The organism is Micromonospora sp. NBC_00858 (genome assembly GCF_045207365.1).
Classification (GTDB): Bacteria; Actinomycetota; Actinomycetes; order Mycobacteriales; family Micromonosporaceae; genus Micromonospora.
This window is the reverse complement of the sequence record NZ_CP108828.1, coordinates 1,947,551-1,970,572: the sequence shown is the minus strand read 5'-3', so window position 1 is coordinate 1,970,572 and position 23,022 is coordinate 1,947,551. Positions and strand designations below refer to the sequence as shown.

The window sequence follows — 23,022 nt, the reverse complement described above, 5'->3', positions numbered from 1 at the left end:
CCATCGTTCCCACGACCGGGCCGAACGCCGTGACGGCGTTCGGCCCGGTCCCGTGCGGTCGGGTCGGCGACGCACGGGGCCATCGACATGGTGAAGATCGGCTATAAGTGACGCATGGACTTCCCGCCGCACCTGGGCAGCATGCCGATGCACGCGATCACCGAGATCCACGGCGAACCAGGCCTGCTGGAGCGCTTCCGGTTGGAGGTCCTGCAGTTCGACGACCACGCCCGGGCCCGGCTGACCGCCGCGCTCGACCTGGCCGCCGACCTGCACCGTGACGACCGGCGGGTCCGCGAGCCGTACCTCAACCACCTGCTGCGGGTGGCCATCCGGTTGATGCACCACTACCAGGTACGCGATGTGGACGTGATCGTCGCCGGCCTGCTGCACGACGCCGTCGAGGACCACCCGGCCGACCTGGCCGGCGGTGACGTGGGCACCGACCCGACCAGCGCCGCGCTGGCCGCTTTGGCCAGCCGGTTCGGGCCGCGGGTGGCCACCCTGGTCGCCGCCGTCACCAACCCGGCGTACGACCCGCAGCGCGACCGGAACGCGCAGTACCGCGAGCACCTGGCGGTCAGCCTGGACCGGGAGCCGTGGGCTCGGGTGATCAAGGTTTCCGACTTCACCGACAACGGCGTCGGGGTGATCCACACGGTCGGGCCGAAGGTCGTCTCATCGGCCCGCAAGTACCGGCCGCTGGTGCCGCTCTTCCGGGAGCTGATCGCCCGACCGGACACGCCGCTGTCGCCGGCGGTGAAGCGGCACATCTTCGGCCAGCTCGACCTGGCCGAGGAGCGGTTCAGCGCGATCCTGGACCAGCCCGTCCACCCGAACTGACCAGGCCGGGGGCATCACCCGACCGGGTTCCGCGACAAGATCTCAGATCGTCGTAGAAGCCTCTCGTATTACGGTGGGTTTCCGCCAAGTGGGAGGACAGAGCCCGCTAACCGCCGGCCATGCCGGCCCGCACCATGTGCTCCAGCCACGGCGTCGGCGCCACCCCCAGCTCCCGGCTCAGGTCGGCGCGGAACAGCTCGAACCGGCGCATCGCCTCGTTGATGTTGCGCTCCGCCAGGTGCACGGCGATCAGCGTCCGAGTGGCGCTCTCCCGTAGCGGCTCCAACTGCACGGCGGTCAACGCGACCTGCACGGCCTCACTGAACCGGCCCTGGGCGGTGAGCCGCTCGGCGAGGGCCTCCAGCGCGTACAGCTGCGTCTGGCGCAGCCGCTCCCGTTCGGTCAGCACCCAGTCGTCGTACCAGCCGGGCAGCAGCTCGCCGGTCGCCAACGCTGGCACGCCGGGACCCGTACCCACCGGTGACCCGCCGGCCAGCAATGTGGCGGCCGCCGCGCCCAGGGTGGCCACGTCGCTGGTCACCCCGGAGGCCAGGGCCAGCCGATCCTGTTCCTCCACGAGCGGCTCGGTGGTGATCCGGTGCAGCCGCCAGAGCATGGTGCGCAGGTTGGCCCGGGCACGTTCCTCGTGCGAGCCGGGCCAGAGCGTACCGGCGGCCTCGGATCGGGCGCACCGCTGGCGTACCCCGAGGTAGGCCAGCAGCCGGCGGGCGCCCTGCGGCACGGCCACCGCGCGCCCGTCGCGTTCCAGCCCGAACCCGCCCAGCAGCCGCAGCGCATACCGGGGCCGCTGCCCCGCTCCGGCGTCGTGCGCTCCGGAGCGGAAATCGTGCGTCACCTCGTTGACAGCCATCCGTGCGCCTTTCACACCCGATCGCCCCGTGGGAGTTTCACGGTCGGGTGTGGACGGTCGACGCGCCAGCGCTGTGTCGTCACACCGACCCGCCGAGCGGCGCGGATCAGCCGTTCGCCGGAGTTGGTGCCGCCCGTTCAGCGCAGCTTGTTCAGCGTCCGGGCGTACCCGGTCCACTCGGCGGCGTCGCCGACGTCGGCCCGGATCTGGGCCTCCTTCATGATGGCGAGCACCTGCTCGGCCGGCGCGTCGGCCAGCTTGCCGAGGGTGCTGATCCCGGCGCGGGCCAGCGCCGCCCGGGCCTTGGTCGGCACCCCGGTGAGCATCGCGATGTCGGCGTCCCCGACGTTCTCCAGCTCGGTCTCGATGCCGAGCGCCGCGGCCACCGCCGACTGGGCGCCGACCGTGGTCCGGACGATCACCGCCTCCCGCTCGCTCACCTCGGCGAACATCGCGTCGACGCTCGGGTAGCTGGTGTCGGCCGGAAGCACCTTGAGCACGTCGCGGATCAGCCGGCCGTCGGCCACCTCGTCCTCGCCGAAGATGCGAATGAACTCGGTGAGCTTCACCTCGCGCGGGAAGCGCTGCCGAACGTCGGAATGCTCGGCGGCGTACCGCTCGAGATGGGCGGCGCCCCGGAGCTTTGGTCCGGCGACCACGTCCACGCCGAGGGTCTCCACGGCGGGCAGCACGATGGTGCCGGCCTTGGTCTGCCAGATGCTGACCTTCTTGTCCATGAACATCGTGGTGCCCATGTACTTGCCGAAGTCGAGCGTGCTGATGTAGTTGGGGATCTGTTCGATCGCGTGCGGGCCGAGGGTGACCTTGTTCTCGTGCACCGTCGAGTGCAGCCGGTTGATCTCGGCACGGATCTCGTCGAGCAGCCGGCGCAGGCTCACCCGCATCGCAGCCATGCAGGAGAACGCCTTGGCCAGATCGGTGCCGAGGTGGTCCAGGTCGTGCTCGATGCGGTGGAACCGCTCGTTGAAGCCCTGCTCGCCGGGGGTCTGCCCGGCCTGCACGACGTCCTCGCCGTCGACCCAGTCGCTGTGCGCGAAGGTGCGGGCGAACGGCGGCGGCGCGCAGCCCGGCTCCACCGCCGGGAACGACTCGGCGTAGCTGAACACCCGCTTCGCGGTGCCCACGTTCTCGTAGATCCAGGAGGAGACCAGCACGCTGGCGTCCGAGGCCGGGATGCCGTGCTTGGTGAACGCCTCGTACAGCTCGGTGACGGTCACCCCGTCGTAGTTGATCTCGCTCGCCATGGTGGTGTCCCTCTCAGAGCTGGTCGTACACGCCGCGGTGCCGGCGCTGCTGGAAGGTGCGGAAGGTCCGGGCCACCGCTGGGCGCAGCGGCTCGGCGGCGCCGTCGGCGTCGAGGTCGACGTGGTCGCGCCGGATGCCGAAAGTGTTGATCTCCACGCCGAGTGGGCAGATCCGGGTCAGTGCGTTCATCAGCCGCTCGTACTGCGCCAGGGTCAACGCCACCCGGTCGGGCAGCTCCACCCGGAACTCGTACGGGTCGGTCAGCCCGGTGCGCACATAGGAGAGCGCCACCACCGCGACCAGCCCGGCGTGGGTGGGCCGCAGCGTGGTCCGCGCGCCGACCGCCTTGATCTCCGCCGTACCGCCGCCGAGCCCCACGGTGTACCAGCGGAAGCCGGTCGCCCGCCTCTCGGCCAGGTTCAGACCGGCCTGCGGCAGCCCGATCACACTGCACACCAGCAGCACCCGGTTGCCGGTCTCGACCAGCGGCAGCGCGGCGGCGAGGTGCCGATCGCGCAGCAGCCCGACCAGCCGGGCCAGCCGGTCGGCGGCGGCTGGCTGGCCGGCGATCAACGCGGTGGCCAGCGCCGCCGGCAGCTCGATGGTCTCCACCAGCTCGTCGGGGAGCCGGTTCAGCGCGGCCACCACGGGCGCCGGGTCCCGCACCGCCGGCAGACCGGCGGCGGCCAGCACCTGGTCGATCGGCTGCCCCGCCGGCCGGGTCGGCACGGCCGCCCACCGGGTCCGGGCCACCGCGTCGGTCAACGGCGTCCAGGCCGGCTCCCCCGCGCCGGTCCAGGCCGACGCGGCACTCGCGAGCCCAGCCAGCAGCAGTGCGTTTCCGCCCGGGTCACCGGGCGCGTGGAACTGCGCCTCGACCGCCGCGTCGACACCGACCGTCGCGCTCAGCGGCGCGGTCACCGCCAGCCCTCGGGTCGGCAGGTGCGACAGGTACATCCGGGTGGTGCTGATCCGGTGCGTGGTCGGCAACCCGCACACCCGCCACAGCCACGCCAGCTCGCCGTCGGCCGCCACGGTGGGCACGCCGTACGCGCGGGCAGCCGCGATCAGCGCCTCGGCGGTCCGGTCGGCAGTGGGCGTCCGGCCGGTGTCCAGCACCCGGTTGCGCAGATCGGTGGCCTGCGCGGGGGTCGGCCAGCTCACGTCCACACCGAGACCCAGCTCGTAGCGGCTGCCACCAGCGTCGTCCTGGGCCCGGGTCACCTGCCACACGATCGCCGAGCCGAGCGCCCGACAGACCCGCCCCGCCCGGTCCAGGGCAGCGGCCAGCGGCGGCGCGATGCCGTGCCCGCTGTCGAAGGCGTACGACTGGCGCAGGCTGGCCCGCAGCGCGGTGACCTCGGTCAGCCGGCTGGCCGGTAGCGCCCGGCCGGCGTGCGTGGTGTTGTTCGGCGGGGTGTTCGCGGGCAGCACCAGCCGGTCCCGGCGCAACTGGGCGAGGAAGTTCGTCCGGTGCTGCGGATCGCCGACGGCGACCAACCGGATCGCCACCGCGAACCGGTCGTCGTCCTCGCGCAGGGTGAACCGTGCGCCGCCGGGCAGGTCGGCGAAGAGCCCGGCGTTCGGGTCGGTGTCCGCGCCGGGGCCGTTGAGCAGTCGACGCACCGCACCCGGGGTGGGCAGCAGGAACCGCCGGTAGAGCCCGAGCCGGTGGGCGTACGCGGGGTCCGGCTCGCGGGCCGGCGGGGCCAGCCGGCGCGCGTACACCTCGCCGCTGGTCGGCTCGTGCACCAGCTCGTCGACGAAGCGGGCCACCCCGACGTCCGCGCCGATCCGGTCCAGCGCGTCACGCCGGGCGTGCGCCAGGGTCCGGTACGCGTGCACCTCCCGGGCGGCACGGCGCAGCCGGTGCTTCTCGTACGACATCAGGTAGAGCAGCCGGCCCAGGTTGCCCTCCAGCACGGCCAGCTCGACCAGCGCGGCCCGCGCCGCCCCGGTGACCGCCGTGGCGGCGGCGCCCTCGACGGCCCGCTCGACCGCCACGGCGACGGTGAACGACGCGACCAGCGGCTCGTCGGCGGTGTCCGGCGCGTACGCCGGCACCGACGCGCCGGCGGCCGACCAGGGCGCGAAGACCACCGGCGGGAGCACCCGCTCGCCGGTGCCTCCCGGGTTCACGGTGACCGTCACCCGGACGGTCTCCTCGACCAGGTCCCGGCGCAGCACCAAGGTGAGCAACGGGTGGCGGCTGGTCCAGTCCACCGCGGCGGTGCCGGCGGCGGCGATCGGCACCACCACCCGCCGCACGGTGCCCGGGTATGGGCCCTCCAACTGGTCGACGAGGTTACGTTCGACGGACGGGTCGGCCCCGTCCACCGGCACCCGGATGTCGGTCATCGCGCCCCCCGCTCAGACGATCCGGAACGGCCGGGGGTCGTCCCGGTCGACGTAGACGGGCACCTGGTTGGCGGCGAGCACCGCGTTGTCGCCGACCGGCAACCGCTGCACGCCGTCGCCGGTGGGCGCGCTGCCGGTCACCACCACCGCCGAGTCGGCCGGGAAGCGGACCAGCCGCAGCTCGCGGACGTCCGCCACGCCCGGCTCGTTCATCAGCGTCCAGATCACCTCGGCCGCCCGGACCGGCTCGCCGAAGGGCAGCTCGTCGACGTAGCGACGCAGCCGGGCGTGCAGCCGGGCGCGCAGCTCGGTGGCGGCGGTGGAGGCGTTCACCGTCTCCCGGGAGCCGGTGGGCAACGGCAGGCCGCGGATCACCAGGTCGGCCTCGACGCCGATGCCCACCTCGTCGGCCCGGTCCACCGAGGCGAAGATGCCCACCGGGCGCAGGTCCTCGATCACCGACTCGACGGCGGCGTGCAGCCCGTCCGGACCGTCCCAGATGGCCGCGGCGGTCGGCGCGACCAGCACCGTCACGTAGTACGGGTTGCCGAGGTCGCGTTCGGTGCTGAAGACCCGCTCGATGAAGTTGAAGTTGCCGAAGATGGACTGGTTGAGGTCCAGGCCGCCCCGACCGTCGAAGACCTGCACCTGGCGTACCCCGGGCACGGTGGCCACGGCCAGGCCGATCGCCTCGGCCGTCCAGATGGACCGGGGTGCGGCCAGCAGCAGCTGTCGGTAGCGGGCGTCGGAGACCTGCTGTTCGCCGCCGGTCAGCGCGACGGTGTGCGTGATCTCCACCAGCTCCTTGCCGGCGGCCTGCTCGGCGTCGTCCAGGTCGGCCAGCAGCGTGTCGGCCCGGTTCCACCGGTCGATCTTCTGGCTGGCCTGGGTGGGGTCGAGGTTGTGCGCGGGACCGGGGTAGAAGGCCGCGACGGCCGGTTCCCGCTCGCCGACGGCGGCGGAGAGCACCACCGTCTCGTCCAGCGCGACGTGGTGCCCACCGGGGGTGGACAGTCGCGCGCCACGGGGCAGCGTCAGCTGGGTGCGGCCGGTCGGCAGCGCGTCCTTCAGCTTCACCTTCACCGTGCCCCGGGCCTGCAGGTACGGCCGGGGGATGCCGAGCTCCTCGCCGAGGCGGGTCAGCGCGTCGGCGGTCGCCGACACCACGTACGAGTTGTCGTAGACCGCGCCGAGCGCCGACCACAACCGGGCGTCCTCCAGCGCGGCCAGTTCGAGGACCTTGCGCAGCACCGCACCGCTGGTCAGGTCGACGTCCTCGCCGAAGAGCAGTCGGGCGGTGGCCAGCTTCTCGGCGAGCAGCCGGGCGAAGGACTTCGGTACGAAGCCGGTCTCGACGATGCCGAAGCCGGCCGAGCCGGTGGCTCGTAGCGCGGCCGCGTCGACGGCCAGCACGTCGGCCAGCTCGGCCGGGATGGTCGGATCAGACACTGGGCAGCTCCCCGAGGTGCACCGAGAGCCGGTCGTCGGTGATGGTTTCGAACTGGACCTGCACCTGCAGGGTGCGGGAGGCGCGCAGCGCGGCCCGGGCGGTGTCGTCCTGGCCATCGCCGGTGCCGCCGGCACCGAGCCGGCCGTCGTCGAGGTTGACGTCGACGATCCGGCGGACCCGGGGATCGCGGTCGAGCAGGGTGATGATGCCGATCCGCACCTGCTCACGGATCAGGGTCGGCTCGACCGGTTCGGCCAGGGCGTTGAGCCCGTCGAAGCCGAAGGTGGCGTCGAAGACGTTCGAGCCGCGCAGCGTGGTCAACGCCACCGCGAGGCTCTGCGCCACGTTCTCGGTGCCGGCGACGAGGGCCAGCACCCGGCCGTTCGGGCCGTCGTCGAAGACGACGTCGCGGGCCAGGTCCAGCCCGGGCATGGTGGGTTCGAAGGCGAGGCCCCAGCCGAGGTAGCGGCGCTGCGCGGCCTGCCGTTCCCGCTCGGTCCGGTCCATCTCAGACCGCCCGCAGCTTGCTGTGGCCGGCGGTGGCGGCCAGGCCCGGGCTGGAGCCGTCGGTGGCGCCGCTGAGCGAGTCCAGCGCCACGGCGACGTTGCCGACCTTGAGCTTGCCGGCGGCGCCGGTGGCCGAGGTCACCGTGTTGCACTGCTTGGTGGAGTTGCTGGTGGCGATGGTGCAGCCGGCGACCGACTTGCCGCTGATGCCGTCCAGCCGCACCACTTCGGCACCACCGACGGTCAACTTGGTCTGCCCGGTCGGGGTCACCGCCCCCTGGTTGGGGCAGTGCACGTCACTTGACGTGGTGAGCACGAATGCCATCTCGCTCTCCTCAGTGGACGTTCATGGCGTTGCTGACGTGGACGTCGACGTCGTCGGCGGCGATGCTGACCGAGCCGCCGCTGATGTTCACCGCGCCGTTGCCGGCGTCCAGGTCGATCTGGGTGGCGGTGATGGTGATCGAGCCGTCCTGTTTCATCACGATCGACGACCCGCCGGCGGCGTGCTCGATGGTGATGCTGTCCGCCTCGTCGGCGCGTTCCGGACGCTGACCCCGGCCCCGCAACTGGGCCCGGCCCACCCGCACGGTCAGCTCACCCAACTCGATGACCCGGTTGCCGTCGCCGTCGGTCAGGTCGTGCGCCACCTTGCCGTCGTGGTCGGCGGGCACCACCGTGTCGCCGATGGATGACCGGCTGTTGGTGGCCACCCCGACCGGCAGCGAGAGCCACCAGTCCCCGGGCTGGGAGACCGGGGCGTGCCCGGTGGGCCAGAGCGCGCCCACCTCCACCGGGTCGTCGGGGGCGCCGTTGCGGTAGGCCAGCGCCACCCGGGTGCCCGGGTAGCGGGGCAGGATGAGCCCGCAGCCACCCCAGGCGAACGGGGTCAGGTAGGTCACCCCGGGCAGCGGCGCGGGCTGCTCCCGGCGTACCGGCAGCCGGCGGGCGCCGTTGGGTCGGCCGTCGGGGCGGGCGAGCCCCTCCCAGACCGTCTCGGTCTGCGCCGGCGGCTCGACCGCGCCGCTGGCGTTGGTGGCCGCCGCCCGCACCTCGCCGATCTCCAGCCCGCGCGACTCGCCGCGGGCCGCCCGGGCCGCGCGGCGTACCGCCTCGGCGGCGGCCACCCCGGGCGAGGAGGCCGGCGCGGCCGGGTCGGCGGTGCCCACGCCGGAAGTGTCGCTCCAGGTGTCCCAGGCCTGCGCGGGCGCGATCTCCACGCCCTGCACCACCGTCACGAAGCCGGCGGTACGCGACAGGGTGTGCCGGGCAGCGCTGAGGTAAAGCAGCTTCGCCCCGGCGCCCAGCTCGCCGGTCGACGGGGCGAACGGAGCCGCGAACGAGCCGAGCAGCGCCGCCCCGACGCTGCCCAGCGTGGTCGCCTCGTCCACCGCGGGCGGGTCGAAGCGGACCAGGTCACCCGGCTTCAGGTCGGGGCGGCCCTTGCACGTCAGGGTCCACGCCCGCCGGCGCGGTGGCGCGGTGCCGCCGGCCTCGGTGGCCGCGTACGGGTCGGTGTCCTGGCTGCCGTTCTCGGTGCACTCCAGCAGGCCCGTGGCGAGGGTGAGCGGCTTCGGCTCCCCCTCCGGGTACGGGATCGGGCGCTTGCCGACGTGCACCGTGCCGTCGCGGATCAGCAGCATTCCCCGCCCGTACGCGTTGAGCGACTGCTGCAACGCCCCACCGATCCGGTCCAGGGCAGCACGGTAGAGCAGCCCGGCGCCGAAGGTGACCCGCTCGTCTCCGGCCGCCTCGGTGGCGCCCCGGGTCATCGTGCCGTCCGGGTTGGCAGCCCAGCCGGTGACGTCGACCCGGGTGCGCTCGGCGACGGCCCGGATCGCGGCGGTGAAGTTCGCCGCCTCGAACCGCTCGGCGACCCGCTGGCCGAGCCGGGCGTACGCCTGCTCGACGAGGGTCAGCTCGGTGTCGTACGTCCGCTCGCCGGTGAGCCGGCGCACCTTGGTCACCCGCAGCACGGCGACCAGCGCCTGGGTCAGCTCGGCCGGTGACGGGCCGGCGTTGACGCCGACCAGATTGGTGAAGAACGCGCCCACGGACGTGTTCGCGTCACGCCAGTACAGGTACAGCTTCGCCACCAGCGGCGGTTGCCCATCGGCGGTGCGCAGCGCGGCGAAGTGCTCGTCGATCAGCCCCTGCACAGTGATCGTGTACGCGCCGGGACCCAACCCGTCGGGCAGCGCGGCGTCGATGGCCGCGTAGTAGTCGGCGCTGGACAGGGTCAGTGCCGCGTCCTGGCTGAGCCCGGTCGGGGTCTCCCGGTGGAAGGTCAGGGTCCAGCCGGCGTCGTTGCCGACCGCGCCCTGGCGCACCTGGCCGGTCTGGAACGGCGTGAGCGTCATCGCAGCACTCTCCGCAGCTTCTTGTCGAGCAGGTAGCGGTAGCGCAGCTTGCCGGGGCCCAGCTCGGATTCGACCCGCTGCGCCGGTGGGCGGCGGCGCCAGACGAACTCGTTGATCGGCGGCGGCCCGAACCGGTCCACCGCGCGGTCAGCGGGCCGCCAGGCCAGCGTCACCGACGAGCCGTAGTCGCCGGAGCCGCGTACCGTCCCGGCGTGCAGCAGCCAGGACAGCACCACCAGTTCCACGGCGACCGGGGCGGACCCGGTGGCGGCCGACGGGCCGGCGTCGGGGCAGACCCGGCGCAGGCCGGCGGCGAGCGGCACCGAGCCGAGGATCCGAGTGCCCTGGCGGACGACCAGTCGCAGCGGCACCCGTCCGACCAGCACCGGCGACCGGGGCGCGGCCGGCGGCGCGGGCCGGGGTGCCAGGTCGTCGGCGGAGCTGCTGACCACCGCGAGGGGTTCGGTGTCCAGCCACTGTCGGGCCAGCCCGGTGGGCAGGATCAGCACCGCGTGTACGCCGGCGCCCAGCTCGATGCGGTGCGGCAGGCCGGCGGTGAGGTTCTGCCGGACCTCGGTGAACCCGTCCGGCACCTCGATCGGCGTCTCCGGCAGCAGGTAGCGGTCGATCGGGAACGGTGGCATCAGTTGCCCAACCCGTCGGCGAGCGCGCCGACTCCGATGCTGGCCACGTCGAGCAGCTTGCCGAGCAGGCTGGGACGGGGCACGTGGACGAGGGTGATGGTGGTGTCCAGGACGTCGCGGCGGGCGGCCGAGGCGTTGAAGGTCAGCGACTGCACCTGCATGTCGGTGCGGATGGTCATCGAGGTGACCAGGATCAACCCCCCGAACTTCCCGCCGGAGTACGCGGCCAGCGCCGTGCCGCGCTTGCTCGCCTCGGCCATCGTCTCCAGGGCGAACTTCCAGGCGTAGCGTTCCGCGCCGACCAGCACCCCGGTCAGCGTGATGGTGTCGTCGTGGGTGGCCACGATGGCCTTGTGCGCGGTGGAGCCGATCGGCGGCAGGTGGTAGGTCTGGGCCAGGGAGATGGCGGTGACCGCCCAGAGCGGGATCGGCAGCACCCCGTCGCTGATGATCGCCGACGGCACCGTGTCGTACCGCATGAAGCTGCTGGTGAATGCCATGCTCAACGACCTCCGGTGGGTGGCAGCGGCACCGGTGCGCCGGTGGGTTCGACGGCCAGGCCCAGGTCGCGCAGCGCCTGGGTGATCTCGCGGACCTCGCCGGCGGCGCTGGTCACCCGCAGCCGCAGCCGACGCTCCTCCAGTGCCCGGCTGATCCGCGCCGGCCGGGTGGCCGCCGAGCCGCGTCGGTTGATCCGCTCGATCTCGGCGGCGGCGTCCTCCATCCGGGATATCGCGTCGAGGATCCGCGGGTCGGGGGTGAAGCCCGGGTCGTCGCGTTGCAGCCGGGTGATGGCGTCGCGGAAGTCGGCGGCGTCGCGGCGCAGGTTGGCGACCAGGTTGTCGGTGAGCGCGCTGACCCCGCCGACGCTGGTGGCCCGGTGTGACTTGTCGTCGACCAGCCACACCCAGCCGTCGTGGCCGATGCCGACGAGGTCGGTGCCGGCGACCTTGACGTTGGCGTCCGGCCCCTTGAGGAACAGCTCGATGCTGCTCAGCGAGAACGCGGCGGTGTACTCGCCGAGCACGCCCCGGCCGTAGGTGACCATGTCGTGTCGCAGGTAGGCGCGGAAGCCGGGGCCGTCGTCGGCGCGTCCACCCCGGTCGCGGAAACGCCGCCACAGGGTGGCCAGGGCCTCCGGGTTGTGCAGGGCGAGCTGCTGGGTGAGCCAGACGTCGCCGCCGGCCACCACGGCCCGCAACTCCGGGTCGACGATCCGCGCGAGGGCCTCGGCGAGCCGAGCCTGGCTGACCTGCAGGCCTCGGTTGCGGGCCACACCGAGGTCGTCCACGGCAGTGCGTAGCCGGCTCAGCTCGTCGGGGGTGAGCCGGCCGCCGAGCCGGGTCTCCAGGTCGGCGACGGCGGCGCGCTTGCCACCCTCGGTCTCGCTGGCCACCGCCCGCCACAATGCCTGCGGCTCCAGTGCGGCGGCGCGGCGCACGGCGGCCTGCCGGTCGGCGGGCATGGCCCGGAACGCGTCGTTGACCGCCGCGGCCGGCTCGGAGTGCAGGCCGGCTGCGCCGCCGCCGGCCTCGAACTCCCGCAGCATCGAGTCGGCGTACGCGGCCGCGTCCTCGGCCAGCCGCAGCGGCGCGTCGCCGACGATGCCGTCGCGGGGTCGGCTCAGCTCGCGCATCTCGGTGCGGAGCTGGTCGAAGGATTCGCCGAGCGCTTCCACCCGCACCCCTTCGGGCAGAGTCCCGCCCTCGAGCACGTGGTCGAGGATGCCGGCGATCCGCTCCCGCAGCACGGCGATCCGCTCCAGTCGGGCCACCGCGTTGCCCAGATGCAGGTCACCCACGTCGTCGATGACGTGTCGGATGATGTGCTCCAGTAACCGCCGGGCGCGTACCTCGCCGGCGTCGCCGTGCCCGGCCACGGTCCGCATGAAGCGGCGCAGCCGTGGGTTGGCGTCGGCGGCGGCGTGCACCGCGGCGGCGTCCAGGAAGCGGCCGGCGCGGAACCGACGGGGCGGGGTCACGGCCGCACCGCCGGGACGCGTGGCCCGGCGGCGGCGCCACCGGGTTGGGAGTCGAGCACCATGAGGAGGAACCGGGCGCCCTCCGGGCCGCCGACCGCGCTGCGCAGCATCGCCTCCCGCTCCACGTACGCCAGCACCGGCTCCATCAGCTTCTGCACGACGCGTTCCAACACCTCGTTGAGGAGGATCTCGGTGATGAACGCCTGCAGCAGGTCCCGGGAGGCCGCCTCGATGACCTGCCGGGCGACCCGGCGCGCCACGTACCGGCCGCCGGCCCGTAGCCCGGCGCGCAGCCCGTACCGCAGGGCGACCCGGCTGCCGCGCATGGCCGCGCCGCCGATGGTGCCGATCTCCGGGATCAGTGACAGCGCCAGCCCGAGGTACGCGGCGAAGAGTTCCACCTCCACCTCGGCGCGGGTGAGCACCAGCTCCGGGTCGATCAGCGCCCCGTAGAGCCGTTCCCGCCGGTGGGCGTGGACCACGTCGCCCACGGCGACAGCCACGCCGATGGCGAAGCCCAGCGGTGGGCAGAGCACCGACAGGGCGATGATGCCGACGGTCAGCGCGAACGCCGACAGCGCCTGCCGGCCCAGTTCGCTGCTGAACAGGTCGTCGACGCCGAGCGCGTAGAACCCGTTGCCGCCGAAGAACTCGCCGAGCTGCTGGTGGGTGACGAGGTGGATGCCCTGCAGGGCGTACCGGCCACCGGGGATGGTGGCGGACGGGATGTGTTCACTGATCCGGCTGGAGCGGAACGCGAACCCGGCGTCCTCGCGGGCACGGCCGAGCATCTCGGCGTTGTTGCGCCGCATGTCCTGCAGCACCCGCCACAGCTCGTCGCGGATCGCCGACCGGCCACCGGCGAAGCGGGCCAGCACGTCGGGCAGATCGGCGATCTGCTTGACCAGCGGGTCGATGCCCTCGGCCTCGCCGCGCTGGATGACCAGCGCCTGCTCGATGTCGGCGACGGTCCAGAGCACTCCGTGCGAGTCTCGGATCCGGGCCACCCCGTCCCGCTCGACGATCTCGCCGGCCGCCCCGGGGCTGGTGAGGGCGGCCTCGGCGGCGAGGAACGCGCCGGAGAGCGAGTGCGCCGCGCCGTACCAGGCGGTGGAGGGGTTGACCAGGCTGGCGGTGGCGAGCGCCTCTCCACCGGTGCTGGTGTAGGTCAGGAGCGTCCGGGCCGTCTCGTGTCGACGCAGCCGGTCGCGGAGGCCCTGCAACTCGACGTAGTCGGTGAGTTGGGAGACGATCAGCCGCTCGAAGATCGGCGCGTACCGGGCGAAGTTGGTGATCCGGGCCTGGATGCCCTGTCGGGAGGTGAGCAGCAACTGCACCAGCATGGCTTTGTTGCCGATCACGAAGATCGTCCCGACAGCGTCCTTCATCGCCGGTGTGAACTCGTGCAGGAAGTGCAGGTTCCAGGCGGCCGGGTGCTCCTGCAGGCCGCTGCGGATCCGGGCCCAGTGCTCGGGCTTCCGATAGACGGCCATGATCCGCTGGGCCAGGTGGTCCAGCCGGGGAACCACCCCGGCGAGGTGGCGCAGGAACTGGATGGCGGGCGAGGCGACCGGCTGGAAGTCCAGCGGTCCGAGCCGGCCGGTGCCCTCCGGGACCGGGCGGCTGAACCCCTCCCGTTCCGCCGCGCCGACCATGACGCCGATCGCGGCGGCTCGCGCGCGCAGCACCGCGGCGGCCTGCAGGCAGAAGGTCGCCGGATAGCGGCAGGGTTGGTTCATCTGCAGCCGGAACGCGATGTCGTCCATCAGCCGGCGCAGTTCGTCGGCGTCCGCGCCGAGCGCGTCAAACTCGGGTTCGCCATTGAGCGATCCGCACGCCGGAATCTCCGCACGTCCGCCGGTCACCAACGGGAACCGGCTCGCACCGGCGCCGGGCGGCGCGCTCGGGGCGCTCGGGTCGAAGACGAACCCGCCTCGCGGCGTACCGCCGGCTCCGTCGCCGGTGCCGCCACCGGCGCCCGTGCCGGTCCCTGTGCCGTCGCCCGCCCCGGTTCCCGTGCCACCGCCGGTGCCCGTGCCGCCGCCAGCGCCGGAGCCGGTGCCGCCGCCCGGGCCGGTACCGCCGCCGACGCCGCCGCCGGGCGGCGCGTTCGGGTCGACCGGCGTTGTCGGTTGCTGCTCGACGCTGATCGGCAGCAGGTTGGCCCGCCCGGTCCAGTGCAGCGTCGTGTCGGTGGCCTCGGTGCCGACCAGCAGCAGGGACGTGCCGCCCACCTGGACGACGATCAGGCAGGTCGGTGTCGCGCCGCCCAGCGAGCCGAGGATCCCGTCGACCCGCCGGTTCACCTCCACCTCGACGGCCCGCTCGACCTGCGCCCGGTACTCCTCGACGGTGGTGGTTTCGCCGCGCGGCTGCGCGGTCTGCAGCCGGGACCGGATGTCGGCGCCGATCTCCTCGTCCACCATGGCCACCAGCGCGGCCCGGTCGGCGACCGGTCGGCGGTCGACCGTGCCCGGCTGCGGGCTGGGCGTCCGCGCCTCGATCTCGAAGTGCGGCTGCGGGGTGGCCCGGAAGACCGTCTCACCGAACCGGTCGAAGGTGAAGTACGACAGCGGGGTGGTGGTCACCATGACCAGCCACACCTGCCGCCCTTCCGGGTCGGTGACCCGGGCGATGACGCCCTGTGCGGCGCCGGAGGGCAGGCCACCGTGCTGCCGGACCGCCTCCCGGGCCAGCTCGGCGAAGTGGCCGACGAGGTAGGTGACCGGGCGTAGGTGCCAGTCGTAGCGCACCGGCGGCGCCGCGTCGCCGTCCACCGGCACCTCGGCGGCATCGCCACCGTCGTCGTAGGACGGCACCCGGTAGACGGCCAGCAGGTGGCGCATCCGCTGCGGATCGAACAGCTCGGTCGGCGGCCGGCTCAGCGGCGCGGCCACGCCGACCGGCAACCCCGGGTCGAGCCGCGCGGCGGTCACCACCTCGTCGATGCGCCGGCGCAGCCGGGCCTCGAAGGCCCGCCGGTCGTCCGGGGACACCCGCTCGCCGGCCGCGCCGGTCCAGCGGAACTCCGGCGCTCCGGGGCGTACCTCCAGGTAACCGCCACGCGGCGCGACCACCTCGCGCCGGGAGCGTTCCAGTGCGCGGGCCAGGGCCGCGGCGAGCGCCGCGGTCACCTCCTCCGGCCGCTCGGTCACCGACCGGGCGTCCAGCCGGATCCGCACCGGCACGTGCACCGAGATGGCCACCGTCAGAACCGCCCGTCCAGGTGCTCGGCGAGCCGGGCCAGCGCGAGGTCGGCGAGCGCGTCGGCGTCGACCACGCCGCCGCCGGCGACGACCTCGATCTCCACCGGGAAGTGGTACGCGATGACCGCGCGATCGTCCTCGGCAACCTGCTCGGCCTCCGCCTCGCTGCCGGCCGCCGGCAGCACCAGCTCACCCGCGTGCACCAGGGCCAGCCCGGTACGGGTGACCCGGGCGGCACGGCCAGCTCCGGTCGCCATCTGCTACCTCCGGTTCGTCGTCGGCGGGCTGTCGTTGGCGGGTTAGGGCAGCACGGACGGGTCGCCGACCTTCGGGTCGACCGTGGCGGCCAGGCTGAACCCGCTGAAGGTCGCCGCCGGGGCGCCAGAGATGGTGGCGGTGGTCGGCGTCGCGCTGGTGATCAGGCAGTCCTGCAGCACGAACGAGGAGAATGCCCAGTCGTCGCCGGTGTGCTCCAGCAACGCGATGTCGAACAGCTCACCGTCGAGCGCCAGCTTGGTGAGCCGGCCGGCAACGTCCCCGATGGCCTTGACGGTCATCGTGAAGTTCATCGACACCGGCGCGTGGATCGCCCCCATGTGGGTCACCTCGCACGAGTGCAGCGGCTCGACGTTGAGCGAGAACGACGGGCTGAACGAGTCGATCGGGCTGATCAGCACCGTCTCGGTGCCCTTGGTGTACTGCACCGCGAGGCGGGTCTTCCACTCCATGGTCTGGTTCCTCCGGGTCAGAACTTGGCCACGAGCGTGACCAGCAGGCGGCTCACGGCCGGGCCGTACGTGACGGTGACGACCAGGTCGACGGTGCGGTCGGCCCGGGCGGCGGTGACGATCGAGGTGTCGGTGGCGGTGCGGGCGACCTCCGGGATGGTGAGGATGTCCAGCACCGGGATCTCGATCCGGTAGTCGTCGATCACCGCCTGCCGCTTGAGCGGGCCGAGGATGCCGTCCACCTGGGTCTTCAGCAGGGTCATCCCCGGCTTGGTGATCCGCGCGTCGCCGACCAGGCCGATCAGGCCGGCGCGGAGCATGAACTCGATCTGGTCGAGCGTGCGCACCAGGTCGACGTGCAGCAGGCTCGCGTCCGAGGTGAACAGCCGCCCGTCGGCAAAGTGCAGGCTCTCCCCGGTGATCAGTGTCGGGTCGATGATCGGCGTGAGGTTGGCCTCGGACAGGCCCTTGATCTCGGCCGGGCTGTACTGCTTGGCCACCGGCATGGCCACCCCACGGATCTTCTTCAGCACGATGCTGTGGTGTACCGGCAGCCCGGCCACGGCCGCCATCGCGGCGGTGGCGGCGTCGCCGTCCGCACCCCGGGCAGCGATCATCACCATCCGGCTGGTGCTGCTCTTGAGCGGGTTCGCCGCAGCGGTGATGTCGGCGACGTAGGTGGGGCCCTTCTCGGTGGCCGGGTTGACCATGGCGAAACCGAGCCGCCGCTGGCCCGCCGCCGACATCGTCTCCACGTGCGCCTTGAGCGCGTGCAGCCCCGTCGGCGCGCCCGCCCCGGCGGGGTTGCCGACGCTCGACTCGTTGGCCAACGACACCATGGTCACGTCGTCGGCGGCCTCCAGACCGCTGAGCGCGGCGGCGTAGTCGTCGCCGGCGACCTTGACCCCGTACACCTTGGCCGGGCGCGGATCCTGCAGAAAGGCCAGCTCCAGCGAGTTGTAGAGGGCGTTGCGGACCACGCTGCCGGTCTGCCGGCGGGCGAAGTTGGTGACCGCGTCGTCGAGGGTCTCGATCCGGACCGGGGTGTTCGCCGGGGCCGAGCCACCGTCAGCGGTGGTCGGGGCCTTGCCGACCACGGCGATGACGCCGGGCGAGCGCTGGGCCAGGGGCGCCGGTGGCGGCACGATCCGGACCTCGATGAACGGGAATGCTGCTGTCGGTGCCACGGGTCCTCCCGGACGGAGTTGCTGCTGCGGTCGATGGGCGGGAGTCTCAGGTCGTCAGGGCGGCCAGTCCGATGCCACTGCGGGCGAGCCACTGGCCGGCCCGGGCGAACCGGGCGGCCCGTCGTTGCACGTCGGTGCCGGTGTCGCCACCGGGCCAGCCGTCGTCGTCGAACGTCTCGATGGGCACCACCCAGACGGCGACGACCCGATGCCGCCGCCGAATGTCGTCCGGTGCGGGCACGTCCAGCCCCAACTCCTCGGCGCGAGCCCGCACCAGGCGGGTCTCGACGAGCAGGTCGGCCAGGGAGAAGCCCTGGTCGCGGATCAGCACGGCGGCGGCGAACGGCAGCGGACGCGGGGTGGGTGGGGCGGCCGACGGGGCGGCGTAGCGCAGTTGCACGGTGGCCCCAGCGGCCTGCCCGCGCATCCGCGCCACCAGGTCACCGGCGTTGGCGGCCCCCACGCCAGCCAGCAGCCGGTCCAGGTGCGCGTCGGTGAACGCGGCAGGCTGGTGCAGCCCGGCCCGCAGCCGGGTCACCAGCCGGGTACGGCGCTCGGTCTCCAGCTGCGCCGGGTCGGTCGGCAGCGCACCCAGGTCCGCGATGATCTGCGGGTCGACGTCGAAGGCGGGCACCGCCACGTCGAGGTCCTCGACCCGGTCCCGGGCCGCGCTGGTGCGCACCACCAGGCTGCCCCGCCAGAGCGCGTCGATGCGCAGCGCCGAGCCGCCGAGGCCGTGCAGCCGTACGTGCAGTTCGGTGCGGCTGGTGCCGCCGGAGCCGAGCCACTCCCCCTCGGCCAGGGTGACCGGAGCGGCGGCGAAGCCGAGGGTCAGCTCGTCGAACACCGCGGAGTACGGGGGCGCGACCGGCATCGCCTCGGTGTCGTACGCGGCCTCCACCAGGTGGGCCAGCGACGCGTCGTCGAAGACGGCGGCGCGGGTGCCCGGATCGGCCAACCGCACCAGCACTCCGTCGACGAAGTCCACCGCACCGACCTCCCCGCTACTCGCGCCGGTGCACCCTGCCCGGCTCGGCACGAGGATCGCGAAGGGCCCGTCACCCGACCGTCACCGCAACCGTCACCGCGACCGGACACGGCCCCGACTGTCGGGAACTGAGCACCCGCACAGCGATCCGATGCCCTCAGCCGACGACCCCGGCCTCCTGCCCTCAGGCGTGGCCACCCGTCGCTGGCCCCCGACTTCAGCCACCCGGGCTCCGTCATAAGGCGCGCGGCGCGGCCCGGCACGGCACGGCGCGGCGCGGCCCGGCACGGCACGGCGCGGACAGGCACGGCATGGGCCAGCACCGCAGGGGACAGCGCAGCGTGGACCGGCACCGCATGGGCCAGCGGGGCGCGACCGGCGCGGCGCGGGCCGGTGGCAATGTCGCTGATGAGCGCGATACCTCAGAGTCATTTTGATACCTCAGAGTCATCACGCTCGTCGGGACATGTGCCCCCCGGGTGCCGTCACCCTCCGTGAGACACCGTCGAAACCCGGGTGACAAACGGCCCGCAGGGCCCAGCCCCGACCGACCGGAAGGCGTGCCCGGGGGCCAGCGGTGACGGCGGCGGTTTTCGGCGCGGTGACGGCGGTGTCCGGCGCCAAGAGTGACGGCTGCGGTGTTGGACGCCCATGGTGACGGCGGTGGTGTTCGACGCCCGCGGTGACCGCGGTGTTCGGCTCCACCGGAGACGCCCCGGAAGGGGGAAATCCCGAATAAGCGGCGACCACGCGCTGGTCCGGGTAACTGTCAGGAGGGCGAGGCTTCGTGCAGGACGACGCGTAGGGGGTGCGGAGCGGTGGTGGCGAGGTTGCCGAGCACTGCGAGCAGCCGGGCGTACTGACCGGCCGGCTCGTCGGCGAGCAGCTGGCCGGCGTCGTTGATCAGCAGAGTGAGCGGGCCGGCGTCCAACCGGTCCCGAAGCACGTCGGCGAGGGCGTCCCAGGTGCTCCCCAGGTAGGTCGGTAGGGCCAGCGCGTCGGCCAACGCGGCGAAGAGCGCGGGCCTGGTCCGAGTCGCCGCGCCGGCCAGCACCGACGCGCCGGGCACCTGCGGGGCGCCGTCCCGGCACACGGTCAGCCAATCGGGCAACCGACCACGGTCCTGATCGAACATCACGTGCCTCCTGGTGTGGCCGGGCGACGGTGCTGCGGGGCCGGCCGGGTCGACCGGCCGGCCCCGGGTCGGTCAGAGCCGGTAGAAGTCGGTGTAGTGGTTGGGCGAGAACCAGGTGACCCCGGTGCTGCGGTTCACCACGATCCGGTACGCGTCCCGGGAGGCGCCCTGGGTGCGCGGGTACACGTCGTACTCGTGGTAGGTGCCGTTGGTGGGCAGTTGACCCTCGTAGTTGTAGAACCGGCCGCCGGCGAAGTTGGATTTGCCGCCGCTCCAGGAATACCAGCCGCGGCTGGTCGGGAAGCCCTTGGCGGACCAGCCCGAGCGGGCGGTACGGGCGTCCGCGCAGCGGCTGATGGTGCAGGAGTTGTAGACCGCCGCCGACGCGGAGTCGGTCAGTTGGGGGGCCACCACGGACGGGCCGACCAGCGCGGCGGCGACCAGGGCGAGGAGCAGGGCGAGGGCGGTGCTACGCCGGCGGATCGCGCCGAGCGTGGCCAGCGGGGACACGAGGGTGGACACAGGCTGCCTCCAGACCATCCGAGCCATCGATCCGCATCACTATCAGATCGGAACCAGTCTCACCGTTGCCCCCTGATCGCAACAGCGATCGCCGCGCCAACTACTCCACAATGTTCGGTGAACCACGGACGATCCACTCCTCCGCCGGCGCGGCGGCGCGGGCTCTCAACGGCGTGGCGGCGGGCATATCGGTCACGGGTTGTTAGCGTGAAACGCGGATCCGTGACCATGGAGGGGTGCCATGACAGACACCCCCGATGGGCGGCCGAGGCCGGCGGATCGGTGGAGGCATCGGGGCATCCGCGGGCTGACCATCACCCGGGACGTGAGTGTCCGCAGTTGGCGTTGGTGGGCACGGACCTGGGATCGACTGGTCGCGGCGCTCCAGGATGAGGCACCCGTGGGGCTGGGCGCCGACCCGTCTCCGTCCGGTCCGCTCGTCGAACAGCGTGACGCGCCCCGGCTGATCGTGGTCCCTGCCCGCGGCTACGTGTACTCGTTCTACATCCGCGCCACGTTCGCCTGGTCGTCGCCGTCGAGCCTCCGGTCCGAGGTGTTGAGCTGGTACGTGCAGTACTTCCAGCCGAACGCGGTCCAGCGGCTGACCCGGCTCGCCGCAGACGCCGCCCGAGACCTACCTCCGCACCGGGCAGCGGACCTGGAGTTGGCCTTGCAGCGGGCGCTCGCCGACAACCCCACGTGGGACTACCAGCGGGGCGACATCGTCATCACCTGCCAACCCGATGCCACCGTACGGCTCGACGAGCGGATCATGCCGACGTTCCAGCCGCACGTCGACCGGCTGATGAAGCTGGAGTACCAGTTCGACGAGCAGCTGCGAAAAGCTACCTACGCCCAGGAGCTGAGCCGGCGCTGGGCCGCGATCCTCGGCGAACACGTCGACGCCGAAGACGAGGACGTCGCCGACGCCCGCCAACACATGCTCACCGCACAGAGGGAGGCAGCCCGCTGGATCAGCGAACTCCTCCACCACCACTCTCAACACCCCACCGACCCGCCGGCCCCGCCCCCGATCCCACCCCAGCAAAGCCGCCCCAGCCCCGCCCCGCCGCCCTCCCATCCCAGTCCATGATCACTCGCGTTCAGCAGTTCGGCACCCTGACGACCACTCGCCAGAAAATGACCATGGGCGGGGGTGACGGACGGCGAGGATGGTCAGGATTTGCGAACAGGGGCACTGCGATCAAGCCGCTTTGTACACAGTGTCGAGGTGCCATTCCAGGAATTCGGCACGCGGCCGATCGCTGCGCCGCTCCGGAAGGGCGATCTGCTCGCCCGCCTTCGCATAGAACTGCTCGCCATTGCCGAACTCGCTCCGAAGCCGAGGACTGACCATGAGCCGATGTTTCGGATCGACGCCCAGATAACCTCGATCGAAGAGGATGTGCACGTCCGACTTGAGTAGCAGACCGTTGTCCAGCCGATGCTCGCCACCCATCGGAAGCGGACGGATGTGCGCGGCCTGTAACACAGGCTGAACTTTGTTGCCAGTGATGGCGCAGCGCCGGCCGTAGGCCCCCAGAACCACCGCCTTGAATGACTGCTGCCCGAGCCGCTGGGGCACCAATCGGGGATCCCCATAGACGGGACCAGGACGATGCCAGGGCCCGTTCAGATCCACCTCGGCCGACGTCCCGATCAACCGGTGCATCAGCAGATCGAAGTATCCCGCCACCTCGGCATCAGCCAGGTTGTAAGTCTTGCCCTGCACGACGTTCGACGCGAATGCTGGCGGTGGGTCGACGGTCGACGCATCGTGAAAGAAGGTGACGTCACGAACGAATATGCAGCCGATGGTCGGATCCTCTCCGGAACCAATCGCCTGCTTGCGGTAACGCCCGACGCTGTAACGCATCTCATCGATGCTCGCAGCACCATTGGCCTCGCCGAAGAGCTCCCAGGCCTCCGATATTCGAAGCTGGGTGAAGCCGCTGAAGAAGCCTCCACCAACCACCCGGTTCAGTGGAAAGTGCGCCTTGAAGAGGAAGGGCTCGCCTGGGGTGAGCGCGCGGAAGGCACCGCCAGAGGGCCGCCAGAAGTTGACCTCATTCAGCTCGGGACGCTCCGCGAGGAAGCGGTACCACCTCTCGTCCGTCACACCTACGAAGGCCTTCACATCGAACAGGGTGCGTGAAAGTTGATCTGAACGCCACCATCTGAACGGTCACGTGCGCTTGCGTCGAGACGCCACAGGCGCCGGAGCAAGATCGTGCTCGATCCTGGAACGAGTGGCCTTCGCAGCGACCCGATACCACTACATCGAGGATCGAGCAGGATCATCCGGACCAGCACCACTCCACGTTCGCTGGTCGGCGACGATCAGGGGCGAGCGGAGGACGTCAGCCTGCTGTCACGTCGGATGTCACGGTCGATCGGTCGAGAAGCGCTGCTGCAAGGCCGACGACTGTTCCACCGATCCACCCCGGACGCCGAGGCTGCGCCGGGCCATCCGGTAGTAGGCGTCACGGGCTTCGTTGACCCGGGTGAGCATGACGGCGATGTCCGGCGGCGGGTCGACGATCCCGCGAGCGAGCCGTTCGACCTGCCAGACCGCGTCCCGCCAGACAGCGGCGGCGGCGACCGTCGGCTCGTCGCCGAGCAGCAGCAGGTTCTCCCAGACGATGGTGCGCCTGGCGTCCGCCTCGGCCAACCGGGTCAGCCCGTCCTCCCGGTCGATGGGGTGGCTGTGCGATCCCGGCCGGTGATCGGCCGTCATCCGCAGCGCCACCGCGTGACTCTCCTTGATGGCATGCGCGTACTCGACGTACGCGTCGAGCCGCCGCTCGTCCCACCGGATGCTCTGGCTGCGCCGCCACCTTGCCCGGTCGGCCAGCGAGGTGGCGAGGATCGTGCCCAGGGCGCCGACCAGGACGCCGAGGAGTGCCGGAAGCTGCGTCAGAAGGGTGCCCACGACGCAGAGGCTGCCAGCACCGGGCAAGCCCCACCAGCCGCGGC

21 protein-coding genes are annotated in these 23,022 nt (G+C 72.4%); 2 read left to right on the top strand and 19 right to left on the bottom strand.

Annotated elements, in window-relative coordinates:
* Positions 1–114: 114 nt before the first annotated feature.
* Positions 115–843 (top strand): HD domain-containing protein, encoded by a 729-nt coding sequence (locus OG990_RS09290; protein WP_386982203.1) that lies wholly within the window; start codon positions 115–117, stop codon positions 841–843.
* A 106-nt stretch (positions 844–949) separates the two neighbouring features.
* Here the strand turns inward: OG990_RS09290 and OG990_RS09285 are convergent, their stop codons facing one another.
* From OG990_RS09285 to OG990_RS09205, 17 genes are all read right to left on the bottom strand, one after another.
* Positions 950–1,714 (bottom strand): BTAD domain-containing putative transcriptional regulator, encoded by a 765-nt coding sequence (locus OG990_RS09285; RefSeq protein ID WP_406079864.1) that lies wholly within the window; start codon positions 1,712–1,714, stop codon positions 950–952.
* Positions 1,715–1,851: 137 nt separating this feature from the next.
* Positions 1,852–2,979 carry a hypothetical protein gene (locus tag OG990_RS09280; protein ID WP_355607216.1) on the bottom strand — a complete coding sequence of 376 codons (1,128 nt, stop codon included), beginning with the start codon at positions 2,977–2,979 and terminating at the stop codon, positions 1,852–1,854.
* 13 nt (positions 2,980–2,992) lie between these two features.
* Positions 2,993–5,338: a hypothetical protein gene (locus OG990_RS09275; RefSeq protein ID WP_406079862.1), complete on the bottom strand. Its 2,346-nt coding sequence runs from the start codon at positions 5,336–5,338 to the stop codon at positions 2,993–2,995.
* Positions 5,339–5,350: 12 nt separating this feature from the next.
* Positions 5,351–6,787, bottom strand: a complete 1,437-nt coding sequence (locus OG990_RS09270) for a baseplate J/gp47 family protein (RefSeq protein WP_406079860.1) — start codon at positions 6,785–6,787, stop codon at positions 5,351–5,353.
* On the bottom strand, positions 6,780–7,295 hold the full coding sequence (locus OG990_RS09265) for a hypothetical protein (RefSeq protein WP_406079859.1): 516 nt from the start codon (positions 7,293–7,295) through the stop codon (positions 6,780–6,782). The genes OG990_RS09270 and OG990_RS09265 overlap by 8 nt, the downstream gene beginning before the upstream one ends.
* A gap of 1 nt (position 7,296) precedes the next feature.
* Positions 7,297–7,620, bottom strand: coding sequence for a hypothetical protein (locus OG990_RS09260; protein WP_355607206.1), 324 nt, complete (start codon positions 7,618–7,620; stop codon positions 7,297–7,299).
* Between the two features lie 10 nt (positions 7,621–7,630).
* Positions 7,631–9,655, bottom strand: a complete 2,025-nt coding sequence (locus OG990_RS09255; RefSeq protein ID WP_406079857.1) for a hypothetical protein — start codon at positions 9,653–9,655, stop codon at positions 7,631–7,633.
* Complete coding sequence (locus tag OG990_RS09250; protein WP_406079856.1) at positions 9,652–10,299, bottom strand: hypothetical protein; 648 nt, start codon at positions 10,297–10,299, stop codon at positions 9,652–9,654. Before OG990_RS09250 ends, OG990_RS09255 begins: the two co-directional genes overlap by 4 nt.
* Positions 10,299–10,799 carry a hypothetical protein gene (locus tag OG990_RS09245; RefSeq protein ID WP_406079854.1) on the bottom strand — a complete coding sequence of 167 codons (501 nt, stop codon included), beginning with the start codon at positions 10,797–10,799 and terminating at the stop codon, positions 10,299–10,301. Before OG990_RS09245 ends, OG990_RS09250 begins: the two co-directional genes overlap by 1 nt.
* 2 nt (positions 10,800–10,801) lie before the next feature.
* Entirely contained in the window at positions 10,802–12,280 is a 1,479-nt protein-coding gene (locus tag OG990_RS09240) for a hypothetical protein (RefSeq protein ID WP_406079853.1), read from the bottom strand.
* Positions 12,277–15,486, bottom strand: a complete 3,210-nt coding sequence (locus tag OG990_RS09235; protein ID WP_406079852.1) for a hypothetical protein — start codon at positions 15,484–15,486, stop codon at positions 12,277–12,279. The genes OG990_RS09240 and OG990_RS09235 overlap by 4 nt, the downstream gene beginning before the upstream one ends.
* A gap of 2 nt (positions 15,487–15,488) precedes the next feature.
* Positions 15,489–15,743 (bottom strand): hypothetical protein, encoded by a 255-nt coding sequence (locus tag OG990_RS09230; RefSeq protein WP_406079850.1) that lies wholly within the window; start codon positions 15,741–15,743, stop codon positions 15,489–15,491.
* A 42-nt stretch (positions 15,744–15,785) separates the two neighbouring features.
* On the bottom strand, positions 15,786–16,214 hold the full coding sequence (locus tag OG990_RS09225; RefSeq protein ID WP_355607187.1) for a hypothetical protein: 429 nt from the start codon (positions 16,212–16,214) through the stop codon (positions 15,786–15,788).
* Positions 16,215–16,231: 17 nt separating this feature from the next.
* Positions 16,232–17,401: a hypothetical protein gene (locus tag OG990_RS09220; protein WP_406079848.1), complete on the bottom strand. Its 1,170-nt coding sequence runs from the start codon at positions 17,399–17,401 to the stop codon at positions 16,232–16,234.
* Between the two features lie 46 nt (positions 17,402–17,447).
* Complete coding sequence (locus OG990_RS09215) at positions 17,448–18,389, bottom strand: hypothetical protein (protein ID WP_406079847.1); 942 nt, start codon at positions 18,387–18,389, stop codon at positions 17,448–17,450.
* Positions 18,390–19,158: 769 nt separating this feature from the next.
* Positions 19,159–19,524 carry a barstar family protein gene (locus tag OG990_RS09210; protein ID WP_406079846.1) on the bottom strand — a complete coding sequence of 122 codons (366 nt, stop codon included), beginning with the start codon at positions 19,522–19,524 and terminating at the stop codon, positions 19,159–19,161.
* Between the two features lie 72 nt (positions 19,525–19,596).
* A complete protein-coding gene (locus OG990_RS09205) occupies positions 19,597–20,064 on the bottom strand; it encodes a ribonuclease domain-containing protein (RefSeq protein ID WP_406079844.1) in 468 nt (155 codons plus the stop codon).
* A gap of 307 nt (positions 20,065–20,371) precedes the next feature.
* On the opposite strand from OG990_RS09205, the gene OG990_RS09200 reads away from it, so the two are divergent.
* Complete coding sequence (locus OG990_RS09200) at positions 20,372–21,139, top strand: hypothetical protein (RefSeq protein ID WP_406079842.1); 768 nt, start codon at positions 20,372–20,374, stop codon at positions 21,137–21,139.
* 111 nt (positions 21,140–21,250) lie between these two features.
* Here the strand turns inward: OG990_RS09200 and OG990_RS09195 are convergent, their stop codons facing one another.
* Complete coding sequence (locus tag OG990_RS09195; protein ID WP_355607173.1) at positions 21,251–22,183, bottom strand: HNH endonuclease; 933 nt, start codon at positions 22,181–22,183, stop codon at positions 21,251–21,253.
* Between the two features lie 246 nt (positions 22,184–22,429).
* The gene (locus OG990_RS09190) at positions 22,430–22,978 is read right to left on the bottom strand and encodes a hypothetical protein (protein WP_406079840.1); all 549 of its coding nucleotides are present in this window, start codon (positions 22,976–22,978) and stop codon (positions 22,430–22,432) included.
* Between the last annotated feature and the right edge of the window lie 44 nt (positions 22,979–23,022).

Bases quoted from the DNA above. Each gene is read 5' to 3' on its own strand.
- OG990_RS09290 (WP_386982203.1), top strand. From the start codon at position 115: ATGGACTTCCCGCCGCACCTGGGCAGCATGCCGATGCACGCGATCACC.
- OG990_RS09285 (WP_406079864.1), bottom strand. From the start codon at position 1,714: ATGGCTGTCAACGAGGTGACGCACGATTTCCGCTCCGGAGCGCACGAC.
- OG990_RS09280 (WP_355607216.1), bottom strand. From the start codon at position 2,979: ATGGCGAGCGAGATCAACTACGACGGGGTGACCGTCACCGAGCTGTAC.
- OG990_RS09275 (WP_406079862.1), bottom strand. From the start codon at position 5,338: ATGACCGACATCCGGGTGCCGGTGGACGGGGCCGACCCGTCCGTCGAA.
- OG990_RS09265 (WP_406079859.1), bottom strand. From the start codon at position 7,295: ATGGACCGGACCGAGCGGGAACGGCAGGCCGCGCAGCGCCGCTACCTC.
- OG990_RS09260 (WP_355607206.1), bottom strand. From the start codon at position 7,620: ATGGCATTCGTGCTCACCACGTCAAGTGACGTGCACTGCCCCAACCAG.
- OG990_RS09255 (WP_406079857.1), bottom strand. From the start codon at position 9,655: ATGACGCTCACGCCGTTCCAGACCGGCCAGGTGCGCCAGGGCGCGGTC.
- OG990_RS09250 (WP_406079856.1), bottom strand. From the start codon at position 10,299: ATGCCACCGTTCCCGATCGACCGCTACCTGCTGCCGGAGACGCCGATC.
- OG990_RS09245 (WP_406079854.1), bottom strand. From the start codon at position 10,799: ATGGCATTCACCAGCAGCTTCATGCGGTACGACACGGTGCCGTCGGCG.
- OG990_RS09230 (WP_406079850.1), bottom strand. From the start codon at position 15,743: ATGGCGACCGGAGCTGGCCGTGCCGCCCGGGTCACCCGTACCGGGCTG.
- OG990_RS09225 (WP_355607187.1), bottom strand. From the start codon at position 16,214: ATGGAGTGGAAGACCCGCCTCGCGGTGCAGTACACCAAGGGCACCGAG.
- OG990_RS09210 (WP_406079846.1), bottom strand. From the start codon at position 19,524: ATGTTCGATCAGGACCGTGGTCGGTTGCCCGATTGGCTGACCGTGTGC.
- OG990_RS09205 (WP_406079844.1), bottom strand. From the start codon at position 20,064: ATGGTCTGGAGGCAGCCTGTGTCCACCCTCGTGTCCCCGCTGGCCACG.